The following is a 17,761-nucleotide window of genomic DNA, read 5'->3' as shown; positions in this document are numbered from 1 at the left end:
ATCCCGTCGATGATCGGCGAGACGTAATGTCTATCTTCCGCCGCCTTCCCAGGCCCCGCCCCGGTCCTTACGTTGTCCGGCATGCCCCACGCGCTTACCGACCTCGAAGTCCACACCGTCACCCGGCCCGAGCGGCCGGCCGTCCATGAACTCGCCGCCGACGTCTGCGTGGTCGGCGCGGGAATCGCGGGACTTTCCGCGGCCGTGGAATCCGCACGGCTCGGCAGAAGCGTCGTTCTCGTCGACGCGCTGCCGGTACTCGGCGGGCAGATGGTGAATTCACTGATCGGCCTGTTCTGCGGGGTCTTCGGAAACGCCCCCGAGCACCACCAGCTCACGCACGGAATCTTCGACGACATCTTCCGCGACCTCGGCGCGAGCGGTGACCTGTTCTACAACCGCACGCACACCACGACCGTCGGCTACGACGAGGTCGCCCTCGGCCGCTGGGTGGAGGACACCGTCCTCGCCCTGGGCATCCAGCCGGTCACCTCCGCGGTGCTCACCGGCGTCGAGCGGGACGGCGAGCGGCTGCGCTCGGTGCGCCTGGCCACCCGCTACGGCACCCTCGACATCCGGGCCGGCGGCTTCGTCGACGCCAGCGGCGACGCGGCGCTGGCCTGGCAGGCCGGGCTCGAATGCCGGCTGCCCGACCGGGAGATCTACGGCTCGCAGCAGCTCGTCGTCGAGCACCTGGCCGAGAGCGGGCGTCCCGAGCCCGCGGAGCTGGCCGCCCGGGTCAAGGAGAAGGCCGCCGAGTACGGGCTGCGCCGCCACGACGGGCTGGCGTTCTTCTTCCCCGGCCGCGGCACCGCCGTGCTCAACATGACCCACATCGAGGCCCCGCTCGAACCCGTCGCCGCGGCCCGCGCCCAGCTGGAGGGCAAGGTGCAGGCCGACCGGGTCGTGGCGTTCCTGCGCGCGGAGTTCCCGGAGGCGTTCGCCAAGGCCCGGGTCCGCTCGTACGGGTTCCCGGGGCGGCGGCAGACCCGCTGGGTGAAGGCGGCGCACCAGCTGACCGTCGACGAGGTGCGCGCCGGCACCCGCTTCCCGGACGCCGTGGCCCGTACCGCCTGGCCGATCGAGCTGCACGACAGCCCGCAGGGCTATGTCTGGGAGACGTTCGGGCCCGAGCACCTGCACTACGTCCCGCTGCGCTCGATGACCCCGCCCGATGTCGCCAACCTGCTGGTCGCGGGCCGGTGCGTGGACGGCGACGCGGCGGCGCTGTCCAGCATCCGCGTGATGGGGCCCTGCGGGGCGATGGGGGCCGCCGCCGCGCACGTCCTGCAGATGGCGGACGAGCGGTCCGGCAGCGGCAGCGTGCACGACATCGACCACGGCGAGCTCGCGGCCCGGCTGGCCCGCAACCTCGACGGCTAGACCGGGCCCGCACCCGGCCGACGTGCCGACGTGCCGACGTGCCGACGTCCACAGGAGGACGCATGTACCGCAGCAACTACCCGCCCGGCTCCGTCCGCTGGGCCACCCGCCGCGCCCAGTGGCGTGCGCTGGGCCTCACCGACGAGGACATGCAGAAGCCGAAGATCGCGGTGGTGAACACCTCGTCGGACCTCGCCATCTGCTTCAGCCACCTGGACGCGGTGGCGGCCCGGGTCAAGGACGGCATCAGGGCGGCGGGCGGGCTGCCGTTCGAGGTGCGCACCACCGCGCCCAGCGACTTCATCCACTCCGCGGGGGCCGGCGGCGGCTACATCCTCTCCGCCCGCGACCTGATCGTGAACGACATCGAGGTCGCCGTGGAGGGCGCGCAGCTCGACGGCATGATCTGCCTGGCGAGCTGCGACAAGACCGCGCCCGCCCAGCTCATGGCGGCCGGCCGGCTGAACCTTCCCACCCTGCTGCTGGCCTGCGGCTACCAGCCGAGCGGCCGGTTCCGCGGCGAGCAGTGCGACATCGAGGACGTCTTCCTGCACGCCTGCGGCACCCCCGGGCCCGCGCTCACCGGTGAGCTGACCGAGATGAGCGAGGACGCCGTGCGCGGGCCCGGCGTCTGCGCGGGCATGGGCACCGCCAACTCCATGCACATCGTCGCCGAGGCGCTGGGCATGGCCCTGCCCGGCTCGACGCCCGTCGCCGCGAACTCCCCCGCGATGTGGCGGGCCGCGGACGAGGCGGCGGCACGGATCGTGGCCGTGGTGGACGAGGACCTGCGGCCCCGGACGGTGCTCACACGGGCGGCCTTCCACAACGCCGTCCGGGTGGCCCTGTCCGTCGGCGCCTCCATCAACACCATCAAGCACCTCCAGGCGGTCGCCGCGGAGGCCGAGGTGGAGATCGACATCACCGCGCTCTACGGCGAACTGGGCGCGAGCACCCCGCTGCTGTCGGCGGTGCGGCCCAACGGCCCCCACACCATCGAGCAGTTCGACGCGGCGGGCGGCGCGCGGGCCGTGCTTGCGCGGCTCTCCGATCTGCTGGAGCTCGGCGCCGCCACGGTGACGGGCACGACGCTCGGCGAGAACCTGGCGGACGCGGCGGTGGCCGACCCCGAGGTCATCCGCTCCGGCGAGCGCCCCTTCTCGCGGGATCCGCTGATCCTGGTGCTGCGCGGCTCGCTCACCCCGCTCGGCGGCATCGTCAAGCTCTCCGTCGACGAGGAGCGGCCGGCCGAGTTCACCGGGCCCGCGCGCTGCTTCGAGAGCCAGGAGGACGCGCTCGCCGCGCTCGCGGCGGGCACGATCACCGCGGGCGACGTGGTGGTGGTGCGGGGGCTCGGCCCCCGCGGGCGCCCCGGCATGGGCATGGCCTCGCAGATCGTCTTCGCGCTGGACCGCGCGGGGCTCACCGGACGGGTCGCGGTGGTCACCGACGGCCAGCTCTCCGGGCTGGTCAACCGCGGTGTCGTGGTCGGCGAGGTCCGGCCCGAGGCGGCGGACGGCGGTCCGCTGGCGCTGCTGCGGGACGGCGACGTGGTCCACGTCGACCTCCCCGGCCGGCGCTGCGACGTCCGGGTGCCGGCGGACGAACTCGCGGCGCGGACCCCCTCGGCGGGGCGCGACCACGGCGAACGGGGCTGGTTGTCGGTGTACGGCCGCACGGTCCGCCCCCTCGCGGAGGGAGCGACGCTCAGGGCCACCTGACGGGACGGCTCCCGGTCCCACCGCCCGTCCCCGTTCCTCGCGCTCCCGTTCCCCGCGTCCCCGTCACCCGTCCCCTCTCCCCTCTCCCCGAAGCCGCGGTCTCCCCTTCCTCCCCGGATGAGAGCGCGGACCGCTCGGCAATCCAACCCAGGAGCTGGCAATGACGCTGCCCCAACCCCACCCCGCCGCCGGTGCCGGCACCGGCACCGGTCCGGCCGGAGAGCATCCGGCCCCGCTCATCGGCGAAGCCGAGGAGCGCCGCTCGGCGCGTGCCGGCGCCTTCTCGATGTTCGTCGACAGCTACGACGTCTACCTCCCCGCCCTCGTGCTGCCCGCCGCCATGGCGTACTTCATGCCGGAGGGCGCCCCCGCGGCCACGCGGGCGACGATGACGACGCTGATGTTCACCGTCGGCCTGCTCGGCCGCCCCATCGGCAGCGTGATCTTCGGGAACATCTCGGACCGGATCGGGCGCAAGCGCACCACGATGATCAGCGGCTGGGGCTTCACCGTCTGCACCCTCCTGATGGGCCTGCTGCCGGGCCACGCCAGCCTGGGCTCCGGCGCCATCGCCGTCTTCGCCACGCTCCGGCTGGTCAGCGGCGTCTTCCTGGCCGGCGGGTACGCCGCGCCGATGCCGCTCGCCCTGGAGCAGGCGCGCCCCGAGCGGCGCGGGCTGGTCGGCGGGCTGATCGGCGCCGGTGCCCCCGGCTCGTTCCTCGTGATCAACGCCCTGCTGCTGGTGCTGCTGAACGTGCTGCCCGAAGGCGGCTTCCTCTCCTGGGGCTGGCGGGTGCCGTTCCTGCTGGGCTTCGTGCTGGGCCTGGTCTACCTGTGGCAGTACCGGAAGGTGCGGGAGGACGCGGACGTCTTCGCGGCCCGCCGTGCGGAGGGGCGCAAGCAGCCCGTCGTCGAGCTGTTCACCACGCACCGGGCGCTGATCGGCAGCGTGTTCCTGTTCACGTGCGGGTACTGGTTCGCCGCGCAGATGTCGGTGTCGTTCCTGCCGACGCTGCTGGTGCAGGTGCTGGAGTCCAGCCCGAACCTCAGCACCACCTCCGAGCTGATCGCGGCCGTGCTGACCATCGTCCTGATCCTGGTGCTGGCCCGCCTCGGGCAGCGGATGGGCCGGCGGCGGCTGCTGATGACCTGTTCGCTGATCATGGCCACCGTGGTGGCCGCGGCGTTCGCGCTGCTCGCGCTGGCCAAGGATCTGGGCATGCCGGCCTGGCTGGTCGTCGTGGTCTACCTGGTGGCGAAGGTGACGCCGTCGGCCCCGCTCGGGGTGATCCTCACCTACCTCAACGAGCGCTTCCCGGCGTCCGTGCGGGCCAGCGGCTACGGCATCGGCTACATGTTCGGGCTGATCCTGCCGGGGCTGTACACGTTCGAACTGCTCTGGCTGAGCAAGCTGATGCCGTACGCGTACACGCCGATCGTGCTGATCGTCTTCGGCGGGCTGCTCATGCACGTCGCGGTGCGGCGCGGCCCCGACACCAACGCCGTGACGGTCGCCGCGGGCCCCCAGGCCGCGCCCCGGGCGGTCTCCGTCACGGCGGAGGGCGCCCGATGAGGCTCACCGACGAGGAGAAGGCCATGCTCGACGGCGCCGAGGGGCCCGCCGTCGCCGCCGCGATGGACCTGCTGGTCCGCTACGGCGAGGCGCTGGACGCCGAGCGGCTCTGCGACACCCGCAACGTCGCCGGCACCACCACCCAGCCGTCCCCGGCGAAGGCCAGGCTGGTCGAGGAGGGCGGCTGGAACCGCGCGTTCTCCGTGATCAGCCTCGACAGCGACGAGACGCTGGAGATCCCGGACATGAAGGTGCCGACCTGCCAGCTCCAGCAGGGCTTCGGGCCGGATTCGGTGGGCATCGCGCCGTATCCGCGGGAGTTCGTGGAGTTGCAGGGCCAGGCGGAGGCGTTCGCGGGGCAGCGCGGCGTGACGATCCTCGCCACCTGCACGCCCTACCAGGTGGGCAACCTGCCGGTGCGGGGCGAGCACGTCGCGTGGATGGAGTCCTCCGCGGTCGTGTACGCCAACTCGGTGCTCGGTGCCCGCACCAACTGCGAGGGCGGCGCGTCCACCGGAGCCGCCGGCCTCACCGGCAAGATCCCGTGCTGGGGCAACCACCTCGCCGAGAACCGCTTCGGCACCCACCACGTCCGCGTCGAGACGCCGGTGGAGAGCTTCCTGGACTGGGGGCTGCTGGGCTACTTCACGGGTGACGTGGTCCAGGAGGGCCGCCCCGTCATCAGCAGCGTCAGCAGCGCCGCCGGCGAACTCGCCCGCCCCGACCTCGTCGACCTCAAGCACTTCGGCGCCGCGAGCGCGTCGTCCGGCGGCGTGGAGCTGTACCACATCCCGGGCGTCACGCCGGAGGCGCCGACGGTCCGGGAGGCGTTCGGCGGGCGCCGTGTCCCCGAGCCGGTGGTGTTCGGGGCGGCGGAGCGGCGCGCGGTGTACGAGACGCTGAACGACCAGGGCACCAGCACCGACGTCGACTTCGTGCTGCTGGGCTGCCCGCACGCGTCCGTCGACCAGATGCGGGACGCGGCACGCGCGCTGGACGGCAGGAAGCTGCACTCCGGCACCCAGTTGTGGATCATGGCGCCACGGGCCCTGAAGGACGCGGCGGACCGCAGCGGGTACACCGCCGTGATCGAGGCCGCGGGCGGCCGGGTCCTCGTCGACTCCTGCCCGGCGATGTCGCGTGCGGCGCCGCCCGGCACGAAGGTCTTCGCCACGGACTCCGCGAAGCAGGCGCACTACCTGCCGGCGATCCTCGGCATCGAGGCGTGGTTCGGCACGCTGGAGGACTGCGTGGACGCGGCGGTCACGGGCCGCTGGAAGGGGGAGCTGCGATGACCCCGGCCGAAGAGGCGGCAGGAGCGGCGGCCTCGCGCACGCCCGCCGCCTCCGCCTCGCGTGCACCCGCCGCCTCCGATGCGCACCCGGCCGTCACCCCGCCCGCGCCCGCCGCCCCGGACACCGGTGCTCCCGCCCCGTTCACCCTGCACGGCCGCAAGGTCGTCGGCGGCGTGGTCGAGGGCGAGGCGCTGGTGTCGCGGGAGACGATCTCGGGGTGGGGCGGCATCGACCCGGCCACCGGCACCGTCACGGAACGCCGCCACGAGCTGTTCGGCGTCTGCTTCACCGGGAAGATCCTGGTCTTCCCCGGCGCGAAGGGCTCTTCGGGCTGGTCCGGGTTCTTCCAGGCGACGCGGCTGCTGGGCACCGCACCGCTCGGCATGATCTTCACGGTCACCACCACCAAGTCCGCCCTGGGCGCCGTGGTCACCCGGGTCCCGGCCCTCACCGACCTGGACCGCGACCCGGTCGCCGCCATCCGCACCGGCGACTGGCTCCGCCTGGACGCCGACCACGGGATCGTGACCGTCACGCCGCGGGCCGCCCGGGAGGCGGAGCGGGCGGGGTAGGGGACGTAACGGGGTGCATGACCGCCCGGAAGCACGGGCCCGGCGGGGTGCGCGACGACCCGGAAGCAGGGGCCTGGCGTGCACGACGGCCCGGAAGCAGGGGCCTGGCGGGGTGCACCGCGTCCGGAGGCAAGGGCGTAACGGGTTCGGCACCATCGGGAAGCAACGGGGTGATGTGGTTCACCGCCGCCGGGGAACAAGGTAGGGCCGTTTATCGTTCACCCATATGCGGGTGCGAAGGGGACTGTGTCCCCGGGCCTCACTTCCAGCCCGTGGGGAAGATCGTTCGGCTGAAGCCCCACGGAGCCTTTCGCCGCGAGGCGACCGCCCTTCGGGCCCGCACTCGGTTTCCCCGGCCGGTTCCCCCCACCGGCCGGGGATTTCCTTTGCGGTTTGCGCGGGTGCCGTCAGCCTTCCCGGATGCGCAGGTCCTCGTCAGCCTGGCCCTCCCGGAAACCGCTCAGCCCGCCCGGAACGCCCGCTCAGCCTTCCCGGAAGGCCACGGCGGCCTGCCGGCGGCGTTCCTCCCGCAGCGTGTCCGCCTGCTGCCGGGCCCGGTCCAGCAGGCCGTCGAGGAGTTGCGGGTCGAGCGCTTCCCCGCCGTCGGGGAGCCGGCGGAGCGCCTCCCACATGGCGGCCTTGCCCTCCACGCCGATCTGGAGGGCCTCCAGCTCCAGCAGCGAGCTGAGCGGGGAACGGCGGATGAAGCGGCCGTTGCTCTTCAGCCTGCCGAGCCGCTCGCCCATCAGGCCGGCCCCGACCTTGTACCGGCGTACGGGGATGCCCAGCCTGTGCATGATCTCCATGAGCGTCCGCCGGTCCTCCGCGATGTCCGTGCCGAGCGGGCGCATGGTCTCCGCGAGGGGCGATTCGCGCATCGTCCGCACCATGTGACCTGCCCGTTCCACGGCTGCCGTGGCTCCGGCGAGGTGGTCGTTGAGGTAGATGCCGAGCAGCTCCGAGCGGCCGGGCGGCGGAGCCTGCTGCGGACCGTTCCCGCCGGGACTCCGGGTGTCGTTCATCGCGCGCCCTCCTGCCTTGCCGTGCCGTGCCGTGTTTGCGCGCCGTGCCTTGCGCGCCGTCCGGTGCTTTGCCGAGCTTCCCTCTGCCTTGCCGCGTCGGGGATGCCGGGTACCCCCGGGGCTCCGGGGCATCCCTGGGGCACCCCTGACTCCGCCCCTGACTAGACCCGGAGCGGCCCCTGACACGGGCGTCGGGAGGGCGACGGCGCGCCTAACGTGTGGATGTGCCCCCGGCCGGGCCCGCACCCCTCTCCCGTCCCATCTCTCCAGGAGGACGATTCATGCTGCTCAGGGGCAGGTCAGCGCGGCGGCGCGGCACGGTGTGGAGCACGGCCGTGGCCGCGGGAGGGGCCCTGGCCGCCGTCGTCGGCCTCGCCACCGCTCCCGCGGTGAGCGCGGCGCCGGGAAGCGCGCCGCAGGTCAACGCCTTGGCGGAGAGCCCGCCGCCCGCGAAGGCGTCATCCCTCGACTGGGCTCCCTGCGACGACGCGGCCCACCCGGGCGCCGAGTGCGCCACCCTCTCCGTGCCGGTCGACTGGGCCCACCCGGACGGACCGAGATTCGGCCTGGCCGTGGCCCGCCGCAAGGCCACCGACCCGGGCGCCCGCGTCGGCTCGATGGTGTTCGGTCCCGGCGGGCCCGGCGACTCCGGCGTGGACAGGGTGGTCACCGGCATCAGCCGGTTCAGCCCCGAGGTCCGGCGGCGGTTCGACATCGTCAGCTTCGACCCGCGGGGCGTGGGCGGCAGCACTCCCGTGACGTGCTCAAACGACCTGCTCGCCCAGCGGCCGGCACCCCAGCTGGCGAGCCAGGCGGACTTCAACGCCACCGTCGCGTACAACACGCGGCTGCGCGCCGACTGCCGGGCGCGCACCGGCCCGGTCTTCGACCACCTGGACAGCGCGCAGACGGTCCGCGACCTGGACGCCCTGCGGGTGGCGCTCGGCGAGTCCCGGCTGACCTTCCACGGCAGCTCGTACGGCACGCTGCTCGGGGCCGAGTACGCCGAGACGTACCCGCGGCGGGTCCGCGCGATGGTGCTGGAGAGCGTGATCGACCACAGCGTCCCCACCGCCGGCGAGTTCCTGCGGGCCCAGGCGACCGCGGCCGAGGACTCGTTCGGCGAGTTCGCGGCGTGGTGCGACGGTCACGCGGACTGCGCGCTGCACGGCCGTGACGTGCGCGGCGTCTGGCAGGGGCTGCTGGACCGGGCCGGGCGCGGCGAGCTGGAGAACCCGGCGGAGCCCGGCACCCCGCTGTCGCAGTCGGACCTGGTCAACGGCATCGCCTTCCGGAAGTTCTACGACGCCGACTACGCGGGCCTGGCCACGGCCGTCGCCGGGATGGACGCGAGGAGGCCGCTGCCGGCCTCGCCCACCTCGGTGGCGCCGCTGCCGCCGGCGACCCCGGTCTTCTGCGCGGACTGGCACCTGCCGATACACGACTACCGCCAGTACGCCTCGTACGTCCGGGCCATGGAGAGGACCGCGCCCGACCTGCCGTACCTGCTGCCGGTCCACATGCTGGCCGCGTGCCTCGGCGCACCGACCGCCAACCCCCAGCACCGGCTCGACGCCCACGACGCCCCGCCGATCCTGGTCTCCAACTCGCTCCACGATCCCGCGACCGGCTACCCCTGGGCGGTCTCGGTGGCCCGGCAACTCGGCCGCAGCGGCGTGCTCCTCACCTACGAGGGGCAGGGCCACGGCAGCGTCACGAGCGGCCCCTGCATGGAGAACGCCGTCGACGTATACCTCACCGACCTGACGCTCCCGGCCCGGGGCACCCGCTGCCCGTCCATACCGTCCTGACCGCACGGATCCGGCCTCGGCACGACCGGGGCCGGATCAGGGATTGGTCAGGGTTGATCACGTCCGCCGTCCGGTGAGGTCACGACAGCGTGGAGCTCAGGCGCCGGGCGGCGGCACGCAGCGGCTCGGGGAAGCGCTCGGCCCTCAAGGTCGCCCGCGCGGACGGCACTTCACGTGCCCGACCGCACTTTACGAGCGGCTGCCCGGCTGAGCCGACGGCTCCCGCCCCGGCCCTACCGGGACTCCCGCCCCTCCCGGTCCTCCAGCGCGCTGATCGCCGACGCCGTGAGGCTCATCGTGATGTGGTCCCGCATCAGCCGCCCCGCCGCCTCGGCCGCGCCGTCCACGACGAGCGCGGCGATGCGGTGGTGCTCGTCGAGGTCGCGGGTGCGGGGCTCGTCGCCGGGCGGGAGTTCGAGGCCGAGCCTGCGGTAGCGGTCGGACTTGTCCCACAGGTCGTCCAGGAGGCGGATCAGGACGTCGTTGTGGGAGGCCACATACAGCGCGCGGTGGAAGGTGCGGTGGGCCGCGAGCGCTTCCTCGCCCCACCGGCGGGTGACCGGCAGCAAGTTACCCAGCGCGGCCCGGATCGCGGCGATGTCCGCGTCGGTGCGGCGTCCCGCGGCCAGTTCCACCGCCGTCGGGTCCAGGGAGAGGCGGACCTCGAAGAGCTGGCGGGCCTCGACGGAGTTCATGGCCGCCACCCGCACGTCGCGGTGCGTCTCCACCTCCACCAGGCCCTCGCTGCTGAGCCGCCGGATGGCCTCGCGCAGCGGGGTGATGCTCATGTTGAGCGACTCGGCCAGCTCGTACTGGGCCAGCCGGGCGCCGGGCGCGAGGCCGCCGGAGAGGATCCTGCCGCGCAGCTCGGCGTAGGCGAGGTCGCTCTTGCTCAGGAAGAGGTTCGTCGTCCCGGCCATACGCGTGGCGCCCCTTTCCTCCGCGGTCCAAGCCCCAGCCCCTTGACACCGCCCGGGTGGGCACCCAACCCTAACAGTCGTCGCAACTTATAAGATATGAGAAAGCAGGCAAGGCGCCACCATGAAGATCACCGCCGTGTACGAGGGCACCGTCCCGATCAGCTCGTCGATCCGGAACGCGTGGATCGACTTCAGCGCGATGGACTGCTCGATCGTGGCGGTCGTCAGCGATGTCATCCGCGACGGAAAGCCGGTCGTCGGCTACGGCTTCAACTCCAACGGCCGCTACAGCGCCGGCGAGATCCTGCGCCGCCGGATCATCCCCCGCCTGCTGGACGCCCCCGCCGCCTCCCTGCTCGACGAGAGCGGCGACCTGGACCCGGCACGGGCGTGGGACGTGGTGATGCGGAACGAGAAGCCGGGCGGGCACGGGGAGCGCTCGGTGGCCGTCGGCGTCCTCGACATGGCCCTCTTCGACCTCGCCGCGAAGATCGCCGGACAGCCGCTGTACCGGTACCTGTCGGACCGCTACGGCGACGGCAGCCCGGACGAGTCCGTCTTCGTCTACGCCGCCGGCGGCTACTACGCGCCCGGCAAGACCACGGGCGATCTGAAGGACGAGATGCGCGGCTTCCTCGACCTGGGCTACGACGTCGTGAAGATGAAGATCGGCGGGGCGGACCTCGCCGAGGACCTGCGCCGCATCGAGGCCGTCCTCGACGTCCTGGACGGCGACGGCTCCCGCCTCGCGGTCGACGTCAACGGCCGCTTCGACCTCGCCACGGCGCTGGAGTACGGGCGGGCCATCGAGCCGTACGGGCTGTTCTGGTACGAGGAGGTCGGCGACCCGCTGGACTACCGGCTGAACGCGGTGCTCGCCGAGCACTACCCCGGCCGGATCGCCACCGGCGAGAACCTCTTCTCCCTCCAGGACGCCCGCAACCTGATCCGCTACGGCGGCATGCGCCCCGACCGCGACGTCATCCAGGTCGACCCGGCGCTCAGCTACGGCCTGGTGGAGTACCTGCGCATCCTCGCGATGCTGCGCGCGCACGGCTGGTCGCCGCGGCGCTGCGTCCCGCACGGCGGCCACCAGTTCTCGCTGCACATCGCGGCCGCCCTGGGGCTGGGGGGCAACGAGTCGTACCCGGGCGAGTTCCAGCCCACCGGCGGCTTCGCCGACGACGCGGTCGTGGAGCACAGCCGGGTCGGCCTCACCGAGATGCCCGGCATCGGCCTGGAGGGCAAGGCCGCCTTCCACCGCGTGCTGCGCGAACTGCACGCCTGAGCGGCGGTTCCGGCCCCCGCGACGGCCGCCGCGCTCCGCGAACCCCACACCACCACACGCCCCGAACCGCCCCCCGATCCCGAGCCGCCGCACCCCCGAGCAAGGAGCACTGACGATGACGTCGACCACCGCGCCGGAGCACCCGGAGCGCCCGGAGCATCCGGAGGGCCCGGAGCGCCCGGTCCGCTCGCGGCCCGCCCGCCTGATACGCGAACTGTGGTTCCAGGTGGTGCTGGCGGCGGTCCTCGGGATCGTCGTCGGCATGGCCGCGCCAGGTGTGGGGAAGCAACTCGCCCCGCTCAACGACTGGTTCGTCAGCCTGGTCTCGATGATCGTGGTCCCGGTGGTCTTCTCCGTGGTGACCACCGGTATCGCGGCCATGGACAACCTCCGCAAGGCGGGCCGCATCGGCGGCAAGGCGATCGGCTACTTCCTGGTGCTGTCGCTGGTCTCGATGCTGATCGGGCTGCTGGTCGCCAACGTCTTCCGGCCCGGCGCCGGACTCCACGTGGACCCGAGCACCCTCAACGCGCACGCCGTCCCCGCGGACGCCAAGGAGGACGTCACCTTCACCGGTTTCGTCACCTCCCTCATCCCGCCCTCCCTCTTCGGCGCGCTCACCGGCGACAACATCCTCGCCGCGCTGCTGGTGTCGATCGTCTTCGGTGTGGCGCTGAACATGGCCGGCGAGCAGGCCGCGCCGCTGACCCGCGGCATCAAGGCGCTGTCGGACGTGGTGTTCCGGATCGTGGGCTGGGTGATGCGGCTCGCGCCGTTCGGCACGTTCGGCGCGCTGGCGACCGTCGTCGCCACGTACGGCGCGGAGAGCCTCAAGCAGCTCGGCTACCTGATCGTGCTGTTCACGGCGACCTGCGTGGTGTACATCGCCGTCGTGCTCGGCCTGGTCATGCGGGCCTGCGGCCTCGGGCTCCTGGCGCTCATGCGCTACCTCAAGGCCGAGCTGCTGGTGGCGCTGAGCACCTGCTCCAGCGAGGCGGTGCTGCCGGGGGTGGTGCGCAAGCTGGAGGGGCTGGGCGTGGGCCGCCCGGTCGTCGGCATCGTGATCCCCTCCGGGTTCTCCTTCAACCTGGACGGCTCCGCGGTGTACCTGACGATGGCGTCGCTGTTCCTCGCGCAGGCGCTCGGCATCGACCTGTCCTGGCAGGACCAGCTCGTCATGGTGGGTGTCATGATGCTCACCAGCAAGGGCACGGCGGGCATCGCGGGCGGTGCGTTCCTCGTGCTGGCCAGCACGATCACCGCCGTGGGCCACATTCCGCTGGCCGCGCTGTCCCTGATCGTCGGCATCGACCGCATCCTCAACGAGGGCCGTGTCTTCATCAACGTCCTGGGCAACGCCGTCGCGACGATCGTCATCGGCAAATGGGAGAACGACTTCGACGCAGGCCGCGCACGCGCGGCCCTGCACCCGACGAAGACGGTGACCACTCAGGCCCAGCAAATGTGAGGCTTCACCCCGGTCCACCCAGGGGCGCGGGGAACTGCGCGACCAGCCACGACGAACCGTCAGGTCGTCACCGGCCCGGAGCGGCTGGTTCTGCCGCTTCCCGACCACCGGCAGGTGGTGGTTGCTCGCTCCCCCACTGCCTTGAGGACGTGGGAGGTACCCCACCCCGCGCCCCTGGGCGGGCCGGGGCGCAGACCCGCCCTGTAGGGGCGCGGGGAACTGCGCAACAAGCCGCGACGAACCCGCACGTAGCAAACCAGCAAGAGGGGCACGGAACCCGATGGAAGGAGTCCTCACCGGCTTCGCCGCGATCGGCGCCGTCATAGCCGTGGGCTACGCGCTGGGGCACCGTGGCCACCTCGGCCGCACCGGCCGCGACGTACTCAGCAAACTCGCCTTCCACGTAGCCACCCCGGCCCTGATGTTCACCACCCTCGCCCGCGCCGACCTCTCGGTGATCCTCTCCCAGCGCCTCCTGGTCAGCGCCCTGGCCACCGCGGCCACCGCGGCCCTCTTCGCCGCGGCGGGCGTACTGCGCCGCTGGGGCACCGGCCGCACCACCATCGGCGCGCTCTGCGCCAGTTACGTCAACGCCGGCAACCTCGGCATCCCGATCGCCGTCTACGTGCTCGGCGACGCCGCGCTGGTCGCGCCCGTGCTGCTCCTCCAGCAGATGGTCATCACGCCGGCGGCGCTGACCGTTCTCGACCTGACCCGCCCCGACTCGCGCAAGGAACCGCTCTGGCGGCGGCTCACCACACCCCTGCGCAACCCGATGGCGGTGGGCTCGCTGTCCGGGGTGGCGGTCGCGGCGGCCGGCTGGACGATACCCGGGCCCGCGCTGGCTCCTCTCACGCTGATCGGCAACATGTCCGTGCCGGCCGTCCTGATGGCCTTCGGCATCTCCCTGCACGGCAGCGCCATGCCGGTGCGGGGCCCGGAACGCGGCCCCGTCCTGCTGTCGGTGGCGCTCAAGTGCGTGGCGCAACCCGTGATCGCGTGGGCGCTCGGCACCTGGGTCTGCGGTCTGGGCCACGCGGCCGTACTCGACGTGACGGTGATCTCGGCACTCCCCGCCGCCCAGAACCTCTTCACCTACGCGACCCGTTACGAGGTCGGCGAGGAACTGGCCCGCGAATCGATCCTGGTCTCCACGCTGGCCTCGGTACCGGCGCTGGTCGTGGTGGCGGCGCTGCTGGGCTGAGCGACCGGGCTCGGGCGTGCCGGTGGACTCGGTCTGCCGGTGGACTCGGGTGCGCCGGCGGGCTCGGGTGCACCGGCGGACGCGGCCCTACCAGGCAGGCTCGCTTATGCCAGCAGGCTCGGGTGGGGTTCGGGCGGCCCGCCCAGGACGTGCCGCAGGGACCGGGGCGCGCTGCCGTCGACATCCGTGACGCCGAGCAGGGCGCCCAGCTCCGCGCCGATCAGCGCCCGGCCGGAGAGCGCCATCAGATCGCCGGAGGCGTAGAGCGCGTCGATCACCCGCCCCGTGAACAGGGGCGACTCCCTCTTCTGCGCCGGCCGGTCCCGCGGGGGCAGGGAGGCGAGGTAGGCCCGTGCGCGCTCGGTGTCGAGGGGCCCCATCCAGATCGAGACCGCCGCGATCCCGTGCGGCCGCAGTTCCCTGGCCATGTCGGCGGCCATCTTGTCGGCGCCCGCCTTCTGCGCCCCGTAGGCGGCGCCGTGGTAGTAGGACACGGCGCCGTAGTGTCCGGTGTTGGCGATGAGGCCGCGGCCGTTGGCGATCAGCAGCGGCGCCGCGTGGTAGCTCGCCACGTAGTGCGAGCGCAGCCCGACGGTGATGAGGTCGGCCGTGTCCAGGGGCTTCTGCCAGAAGCCGCCCGGCAGGGTCATGCCGACCAGCTTGGCGGCGTTGTTGACCAGGATGTCCAGCCGCCCGTGAGCGCGCCGGACGGTCTCGAAGAGGTCCCGTACCGCCTCGTCGTCGCCGTGGTCGACGACCACGGGTATCCCCCGGCCGCCGGCCTCGTCGACCAGGGCCGCCGTCTCGGCGACGGTGCCCCCGTACGGCGAGTCGGAGGCCGCCCGGCTGCGCCCGGTCACGTAGACGGTCGCGCCCCTGCCGCCCAGCGCCTGGGCGATCCCCCGCCCGGCGCCCCTGCTCGCGCCGGTGACGACGGCCACGATCGGCCTGCTGTCCGGTGCTGCCATGGTCCTTCTCCCTTGCCAGGTCTGCCCCGCCACATCCGGACACTCCGTCCGCTTCCCGTCTGGGCCGACGATATGGACACCGTGTCCGGTTGTCAAATAGCCTGGCCCCATGAGCACCACGCCCGCCGGCACGCCGCCCACCGCGCCCCCCGACACGCGTCCCGACACACGTCCCGGCACGAAGCCGCTCCGCGCGGACGCACGCCGCAACTACGACGCGCTCATCGCCGCGGGACACGAGGTCTTCACGCGCGACGGCACGGACGCGCCCATGGACGACGTCGCGAAAGAGGCGGGCGTGGGGCGCGGCACGCTCTACCGGCACTTCCCCAGCCGGGAGCATCTCCTCGTCGCGATCATGAAGGACCGCGTCGACCTGCTGGACGCGGAGGCCCGCGAACTCCTCGACGCGCCGGACACCTGGGAGTCACTGGTGCGCTGGCTGCGGCGGTACGACCGGAGCGCGACCGAGTACGGCGGCATGAGCACGCGCATCGGGGACGGCCTCGCCGACGACGGCTCCCCGATGGCCGCGGCCTGCGCCCCGATGAAGGCGAGCTTCGCGCGCCTGTGGTCCCGCGCGCAGGAGGAGGGCGTGGTGCGCGGCGACGTCACGGCGGTCCAGGTCCTCGCCCTGATCTCCGCGCTCCCCAAGCACGCGGAACACGGCGCGTCCGCGGACACGTACCTCGACGTCGTGCTCCACGGGCTGCGCCGGTAGCGGAGATGACGAGCCGCGACGGGCAGGCGGGCAGGCGGGGCGTGCACCGGCCGGCGTCAGGCAGGCGCCGGTCCCGGCCCGGCGTCAGGATGCGGCAGCAGTCCGCAGGTCTTCGGCCGTCAGCAATGACAGCAGGCTGATGCCCTCTGCCTTGAGGGCTTCGGCACCGCCTTGCTCCCGGTCGATCACGCACAGCGCCTCATCCACCCGCGCGCCGAGGTTCCTCAGGTCCGCGGTCGACAGCACGATCTGCCCACCGCTGGTCACCACGTCCTCCACGACGAGCACGTTCCGGCCCGCGACCTCCGCGCCCTCGGCCAGTCGGCACGTGCCATACGGCTTGGCCTGCTTGCGCACGAACGCGCAAGGAAGGCCCGTGTGCCGGCCGAGCGCGGTCACCACCGGGATGCCGCCCATCTCCAGGCCGGCCAGCACCTGCGTGCCGGACGGCACCAGAGGGGCCATCCGCCGGGCGATCTCGTCCAGCAGGACGGGATCCGCCTCGAACCGGTACTTGTCGAAGTACTCCGTGGCGGTACGTCCCGACCGGAGCGTGAACCGGCCGGTCAGATACGAGGCGGCATGGATGCGGAGAGCCAGATCAGAGTGCGTCACAGGCGATTACTCTCCCAGCCCCTCCTGACCGGCGCGCCGGCCCCCCACGACGGCGGGACCAGGCGCCCCCACGACTGCGGGACCAAGCGCCCCCACGACGGACGGACCAGGCGCCGTCCGCGAACGGCACCGCGGACGGCCCCGCGGACGGCACCCGTGACCGGCGCCGTCCGGCCCGGCTCAGAGCTGCCGCGCGACCTCCGTCGCCCAGTACGTGAGGATGATGCTCGCGCCGGCGCGCTTGATGCCGAGCAGGGTCTCCATGATCGCGCGGTCGCGTTCGATCCAGCCCCGCTGGGCCGCGGCCTCGATCATCGCGTACTCGCCGGAGATCTGGTACGCGGCCACGGGCACGTCGACGTCGTCGGCGACGCGCGCCAGGATGTCGAGGTACGGCCCGGCGGGCTTCACCATCACCATGTCCGCGCCCTCTTCGAGGTCGAGGGCGAGTTCGCGCAGGGACTCGCGGGTGTTCGCCGGGTCCATCTGGTACGTCTTCCGGTCGCCCTTCAGCGAGGAGCCGATGGCCTCGCGGAACGGCCCGTAGAACGCGGACGAGTACTTGGCGGTGTACGCCAGGACCGCGATGTCCTCGTGGCCCGCCTCGTCGAGCGCACCGCGGATCACGCCGATCTGGCCGTCCATCATCCCGCTCGGGCCCAGCACGTGCGCCCCGGCCTCGGCCTGGACGATGGCCATCTCGGCGTACCGCTCCAGGGTGGCGTCGTTGTCGACGCGGCCCTCCCGGTCGAGGACGCCGCAGTGGCCGTGGTCCGTGAACTCGTCCAGGCACACGTCCGACATCACGATCAGGTCGTCGCCGACCTCGGCCCGCACATCCCGCAGGGCCTGCTGGAGGATGCCGTCCGGGTCGGTCCCCGCGGACCCCACGGCGTCCTTCTTGCCCTCCTCCGGCACCCCGTACAGCATGATCCCGGAGACCCCGGCCTCCGCGGCCTCGACGGCGGCCTTGCGGAGGCTGTCCCGCGAGTGCTGGTAGACGCCCGGCATCGCGCCGATCTCCACCGGGGCGGCCAGGCCCTCCTTCACGAAGGCGGGCAGGACCAGATCGGCCGGGTGCAGCCGGGTCTCGGCCACCATGCGCCGCATCGCGGTGGTCTGACGCAGCCGCCGGGGCCGCGCCACGGGGAAGGAACCATACGTCGTCATACATCCACGCTAAGCCCGTACCAGACGTGC

The 17,761-nt window shown here is 72.9% G+C and carries 15 protein-coding genes; 10 read left to right on the top strand and 5 right to left on the bottom strand.

What is annotated here, in order from left to right:
• Positions 1-81 precede the first annotated feature (81 nt).
• The 5 genes from Sm713_RS01915 (at position 82) to Sm713_RS01895 (ending at position 6,544) form a co-directional block, all read left to right on the top strand.
• Complete coding sequence (locus Sm713_RS01915; protein WP_212907969.1) at positions 82-1,383, top strand: FAD-dependent oxidoreductase; 1,302 nt, start codon at positions 82-84, stop codon at positions 1,381-1,383.
• A 62-nt stretch (positions 1,384-1,445) separates the two neighbouring features.
• Positions 1,446-3,104, top strand: coding sequence for a dihydroxy-acid dehydratase (locus Sm713_RS01910; protein ID WP_212907968.1), 1,659 nt, complete (start codon positions 1,446-1,448; stop codon positions 3,102-3,104).
• Between the two features lie 160 nt (positions 3,105-3,264).
• On the top strand, positions 3,265-4,677 hold the full coding sequence (locus tag Sm713_RS01905) for an MFS transporter (protein WP_212907967.1): 1,413 nt from the start codon (positions 3,265-3,267) through the stop codon (positions 4,675-4,677).
• On the top strand, positions 4,674-5,972 hold the full coding sequence (locus tag Sm713_RS01900; protein WP_212907966.1) for an aconitase X catalytic domain-containing protein: 1,299 nt from the start codon (positions 4,674-4,676) through the stop codon (positions 5,970-5,972). Before Sm713_RS01905 ends, Sm713_RS01900 begins: the two co-directional genes overlap by 4 nt.
• Positions 5,969-6,544: an aconitase X swivel domain-containing protein gene (locus Sm713_RS01895; protein ID WP_212907965.1), complete on the top strand. Its 576-nt coding sequence runs from the start codon at positions 5,969-5,971 to the stop codon at positions 6,542-6,544. Before Sm713_RS01900 ends, Sm713_RS01895 begins: the two co-directional genes overlap by 4 nt.
• 482 nt (positions 6,545-7,026) lie before the next feature.
• Here Sm713_RS01895 and Sm713_RS01890 read toward each other — a convergent pair whose 3' ends face one another.
• Entirely contained in the window at positions 7,027-7,566 is a 540-nt protein-coding gene (locus Sm713_RS01890) for a hypothetical protein (protein ID WP_212907964.1), read from the bottom strand.
• Positions 7,567-7,847: 281 nt separating this feature from the next.
• Between Sm713_RS01890 and Sm713_RS01885 the strand changes: the two genes are divergently transcribed.
• Positions 7,848-9,377 carry an alpha/beta hydrolase gene (locus Sm713_RS01885; protein WP_212907963.1) on the top strand — a complete coding sequence of 510 codons (1,530 nt, stop codon included), beginning with the start codon at positions 7,848-7,850 and terminating at the stop codon, positions 9,375-9,377.
• Positions 9,378-9,610: 233 nt separating this feature from the next.
• Here Sm713_RS01885 and Sm713_RS01880 read toward each other — a convergent pair whose 3' ends face one another.
• Positions 9,611-10,297, bottom strand: a complete 687-nt coding sequence (locus Sm713_RS01880) for a GntR family transcriptional regulator (protein WP_212907962.1) — start codon at positions 10,295-10,297, stop codon at positions 9,611-9,613.
• A gap of 121 nt (positions 10,298-10,418) precedes the next feature.
• On the opposite strand from Sm713_RS01880, the gene Sm713_RS01875 reads away from it, so the two are divergent.
• The 3 genes from Sm713_RS01875 (at position 10,419) to Sm713_RS01865 (ending at position 14,257) form a co-directional block, all read left to right on the top strand.
• Complete coding sequence (locus tag Sm713_RS01875; protein ID WP_212907961.1) at positions 10,419-11,585, top strand: mandelate racemase/muconate lactonizing enzyme family protein; 1,167 nt, start codon at positions 10,419-10,421, stop codon at positions 11,583-11,585.
• Positions 11,586-11,700: 115 nt separating this feature from the next.
• Entirely contained in the window at positions 11,701-13,053 is a 1,353-nt protein-coding gene (locus tag Sm713_RS01870; RefSeq protein WP_212907960.1) for a cation:dicarboxylate symporter family transporter, read from the top strand.
• A gap of 280 nt (positions 13,054-13,333) precedes the next feature.
• Positions 13,334-14,257 (top strand): AEC family transporter, encoded by a 924-nt coding sequence (locus tag Sm713_RS01865; protein WP_212907959.1) that lies wholly within the window; start codon positions 13,334-13,336, stop codon positions 14,255-14,257.
• Between the two features lie 104 nt (positions 14,258-14,361).
• On the opposite strand, the gene Sm713_RS01860 is transcribed toward Sm713_RS01865, so the two are convergent.
• Positions 14,362-15,225 carry an SDR family NAD(P)-dependent oxidoreductase gene (locus tag Sm713_RS01860; protein ID WP_212907958.1) on the bottom strand — a complete coding sequence of 288 codons (864 nt, stop codon included), beginning with the start codon at positions 15,223-15,225 and terminating at the stop codon, positions 14,362-14,364.
• A 109-nt stretch (positions 15,226-15,334) separates the two neighbouring features.
• Between Sm713_RS01860 and Sm713_RS01855 the strand changes: the two genes are divergently transcribed.
• On the top strand, positions 15,335-15,946 hold the full coding sequence (locus Sm713_RS01855) for a TetR/AcrR family transcriptional regulator (RefSeq protein WP_212907957.1): 612 nt from the start codon (positions 15,335-15,337) through the stop codon (positions 15,944-15,946).
• 84 nt (positions 15,947-16,030) lie between these two features.
• Here the strand turns inward: Sm713_RS01855 and pyrE are convergent, their stop codons facing one another.
• Positions 16,031-16,561 carry an orotate phosphoribosyltransferase gene (gene pyrE / locus Sm713_RS01850; RefSeq protein WP_212907956.1) on the bottom strand — a complete coding sequence of 177 codons (531 nt, stop codon included), beginning with the start codon at positions 16,559-16,561 and terminating at the stop codon, positions 16,031-16,033.
• 180 nt (positions 16,562-16,741) lie between these two features.
• The gene (hemB, locus tag Sm713_RS01845) at positions 16,742-17,731 is read right to left on the bottom strand and encodes a porphobilinogen synthase (protein WP_212907955.1); all 990 of its coding nucleotides are present in this window, start codon (positions 17,729-17,731) and stop codon (positions 16,742-16,744) included.
• Between the last annotated feature and the right edge of the window lie 30 nt (positions 17,732-17,761).

The sequence above is a fragment of the Streptomyces sp. TS71-3 genome (genome assembly GCF_018327685.1).
In the GTDB taxonomy this organism is placed as follows: domain Bacteria; phylum Actinomycetota; class Actinomycetes; order Streptomycetales; family Streptomycetaceae; genus Streptomyces.
Note: the sequence above shows the minus strand (reverse complement) of the source record. Positions and strands in the feature narration are given on the sequence as shown.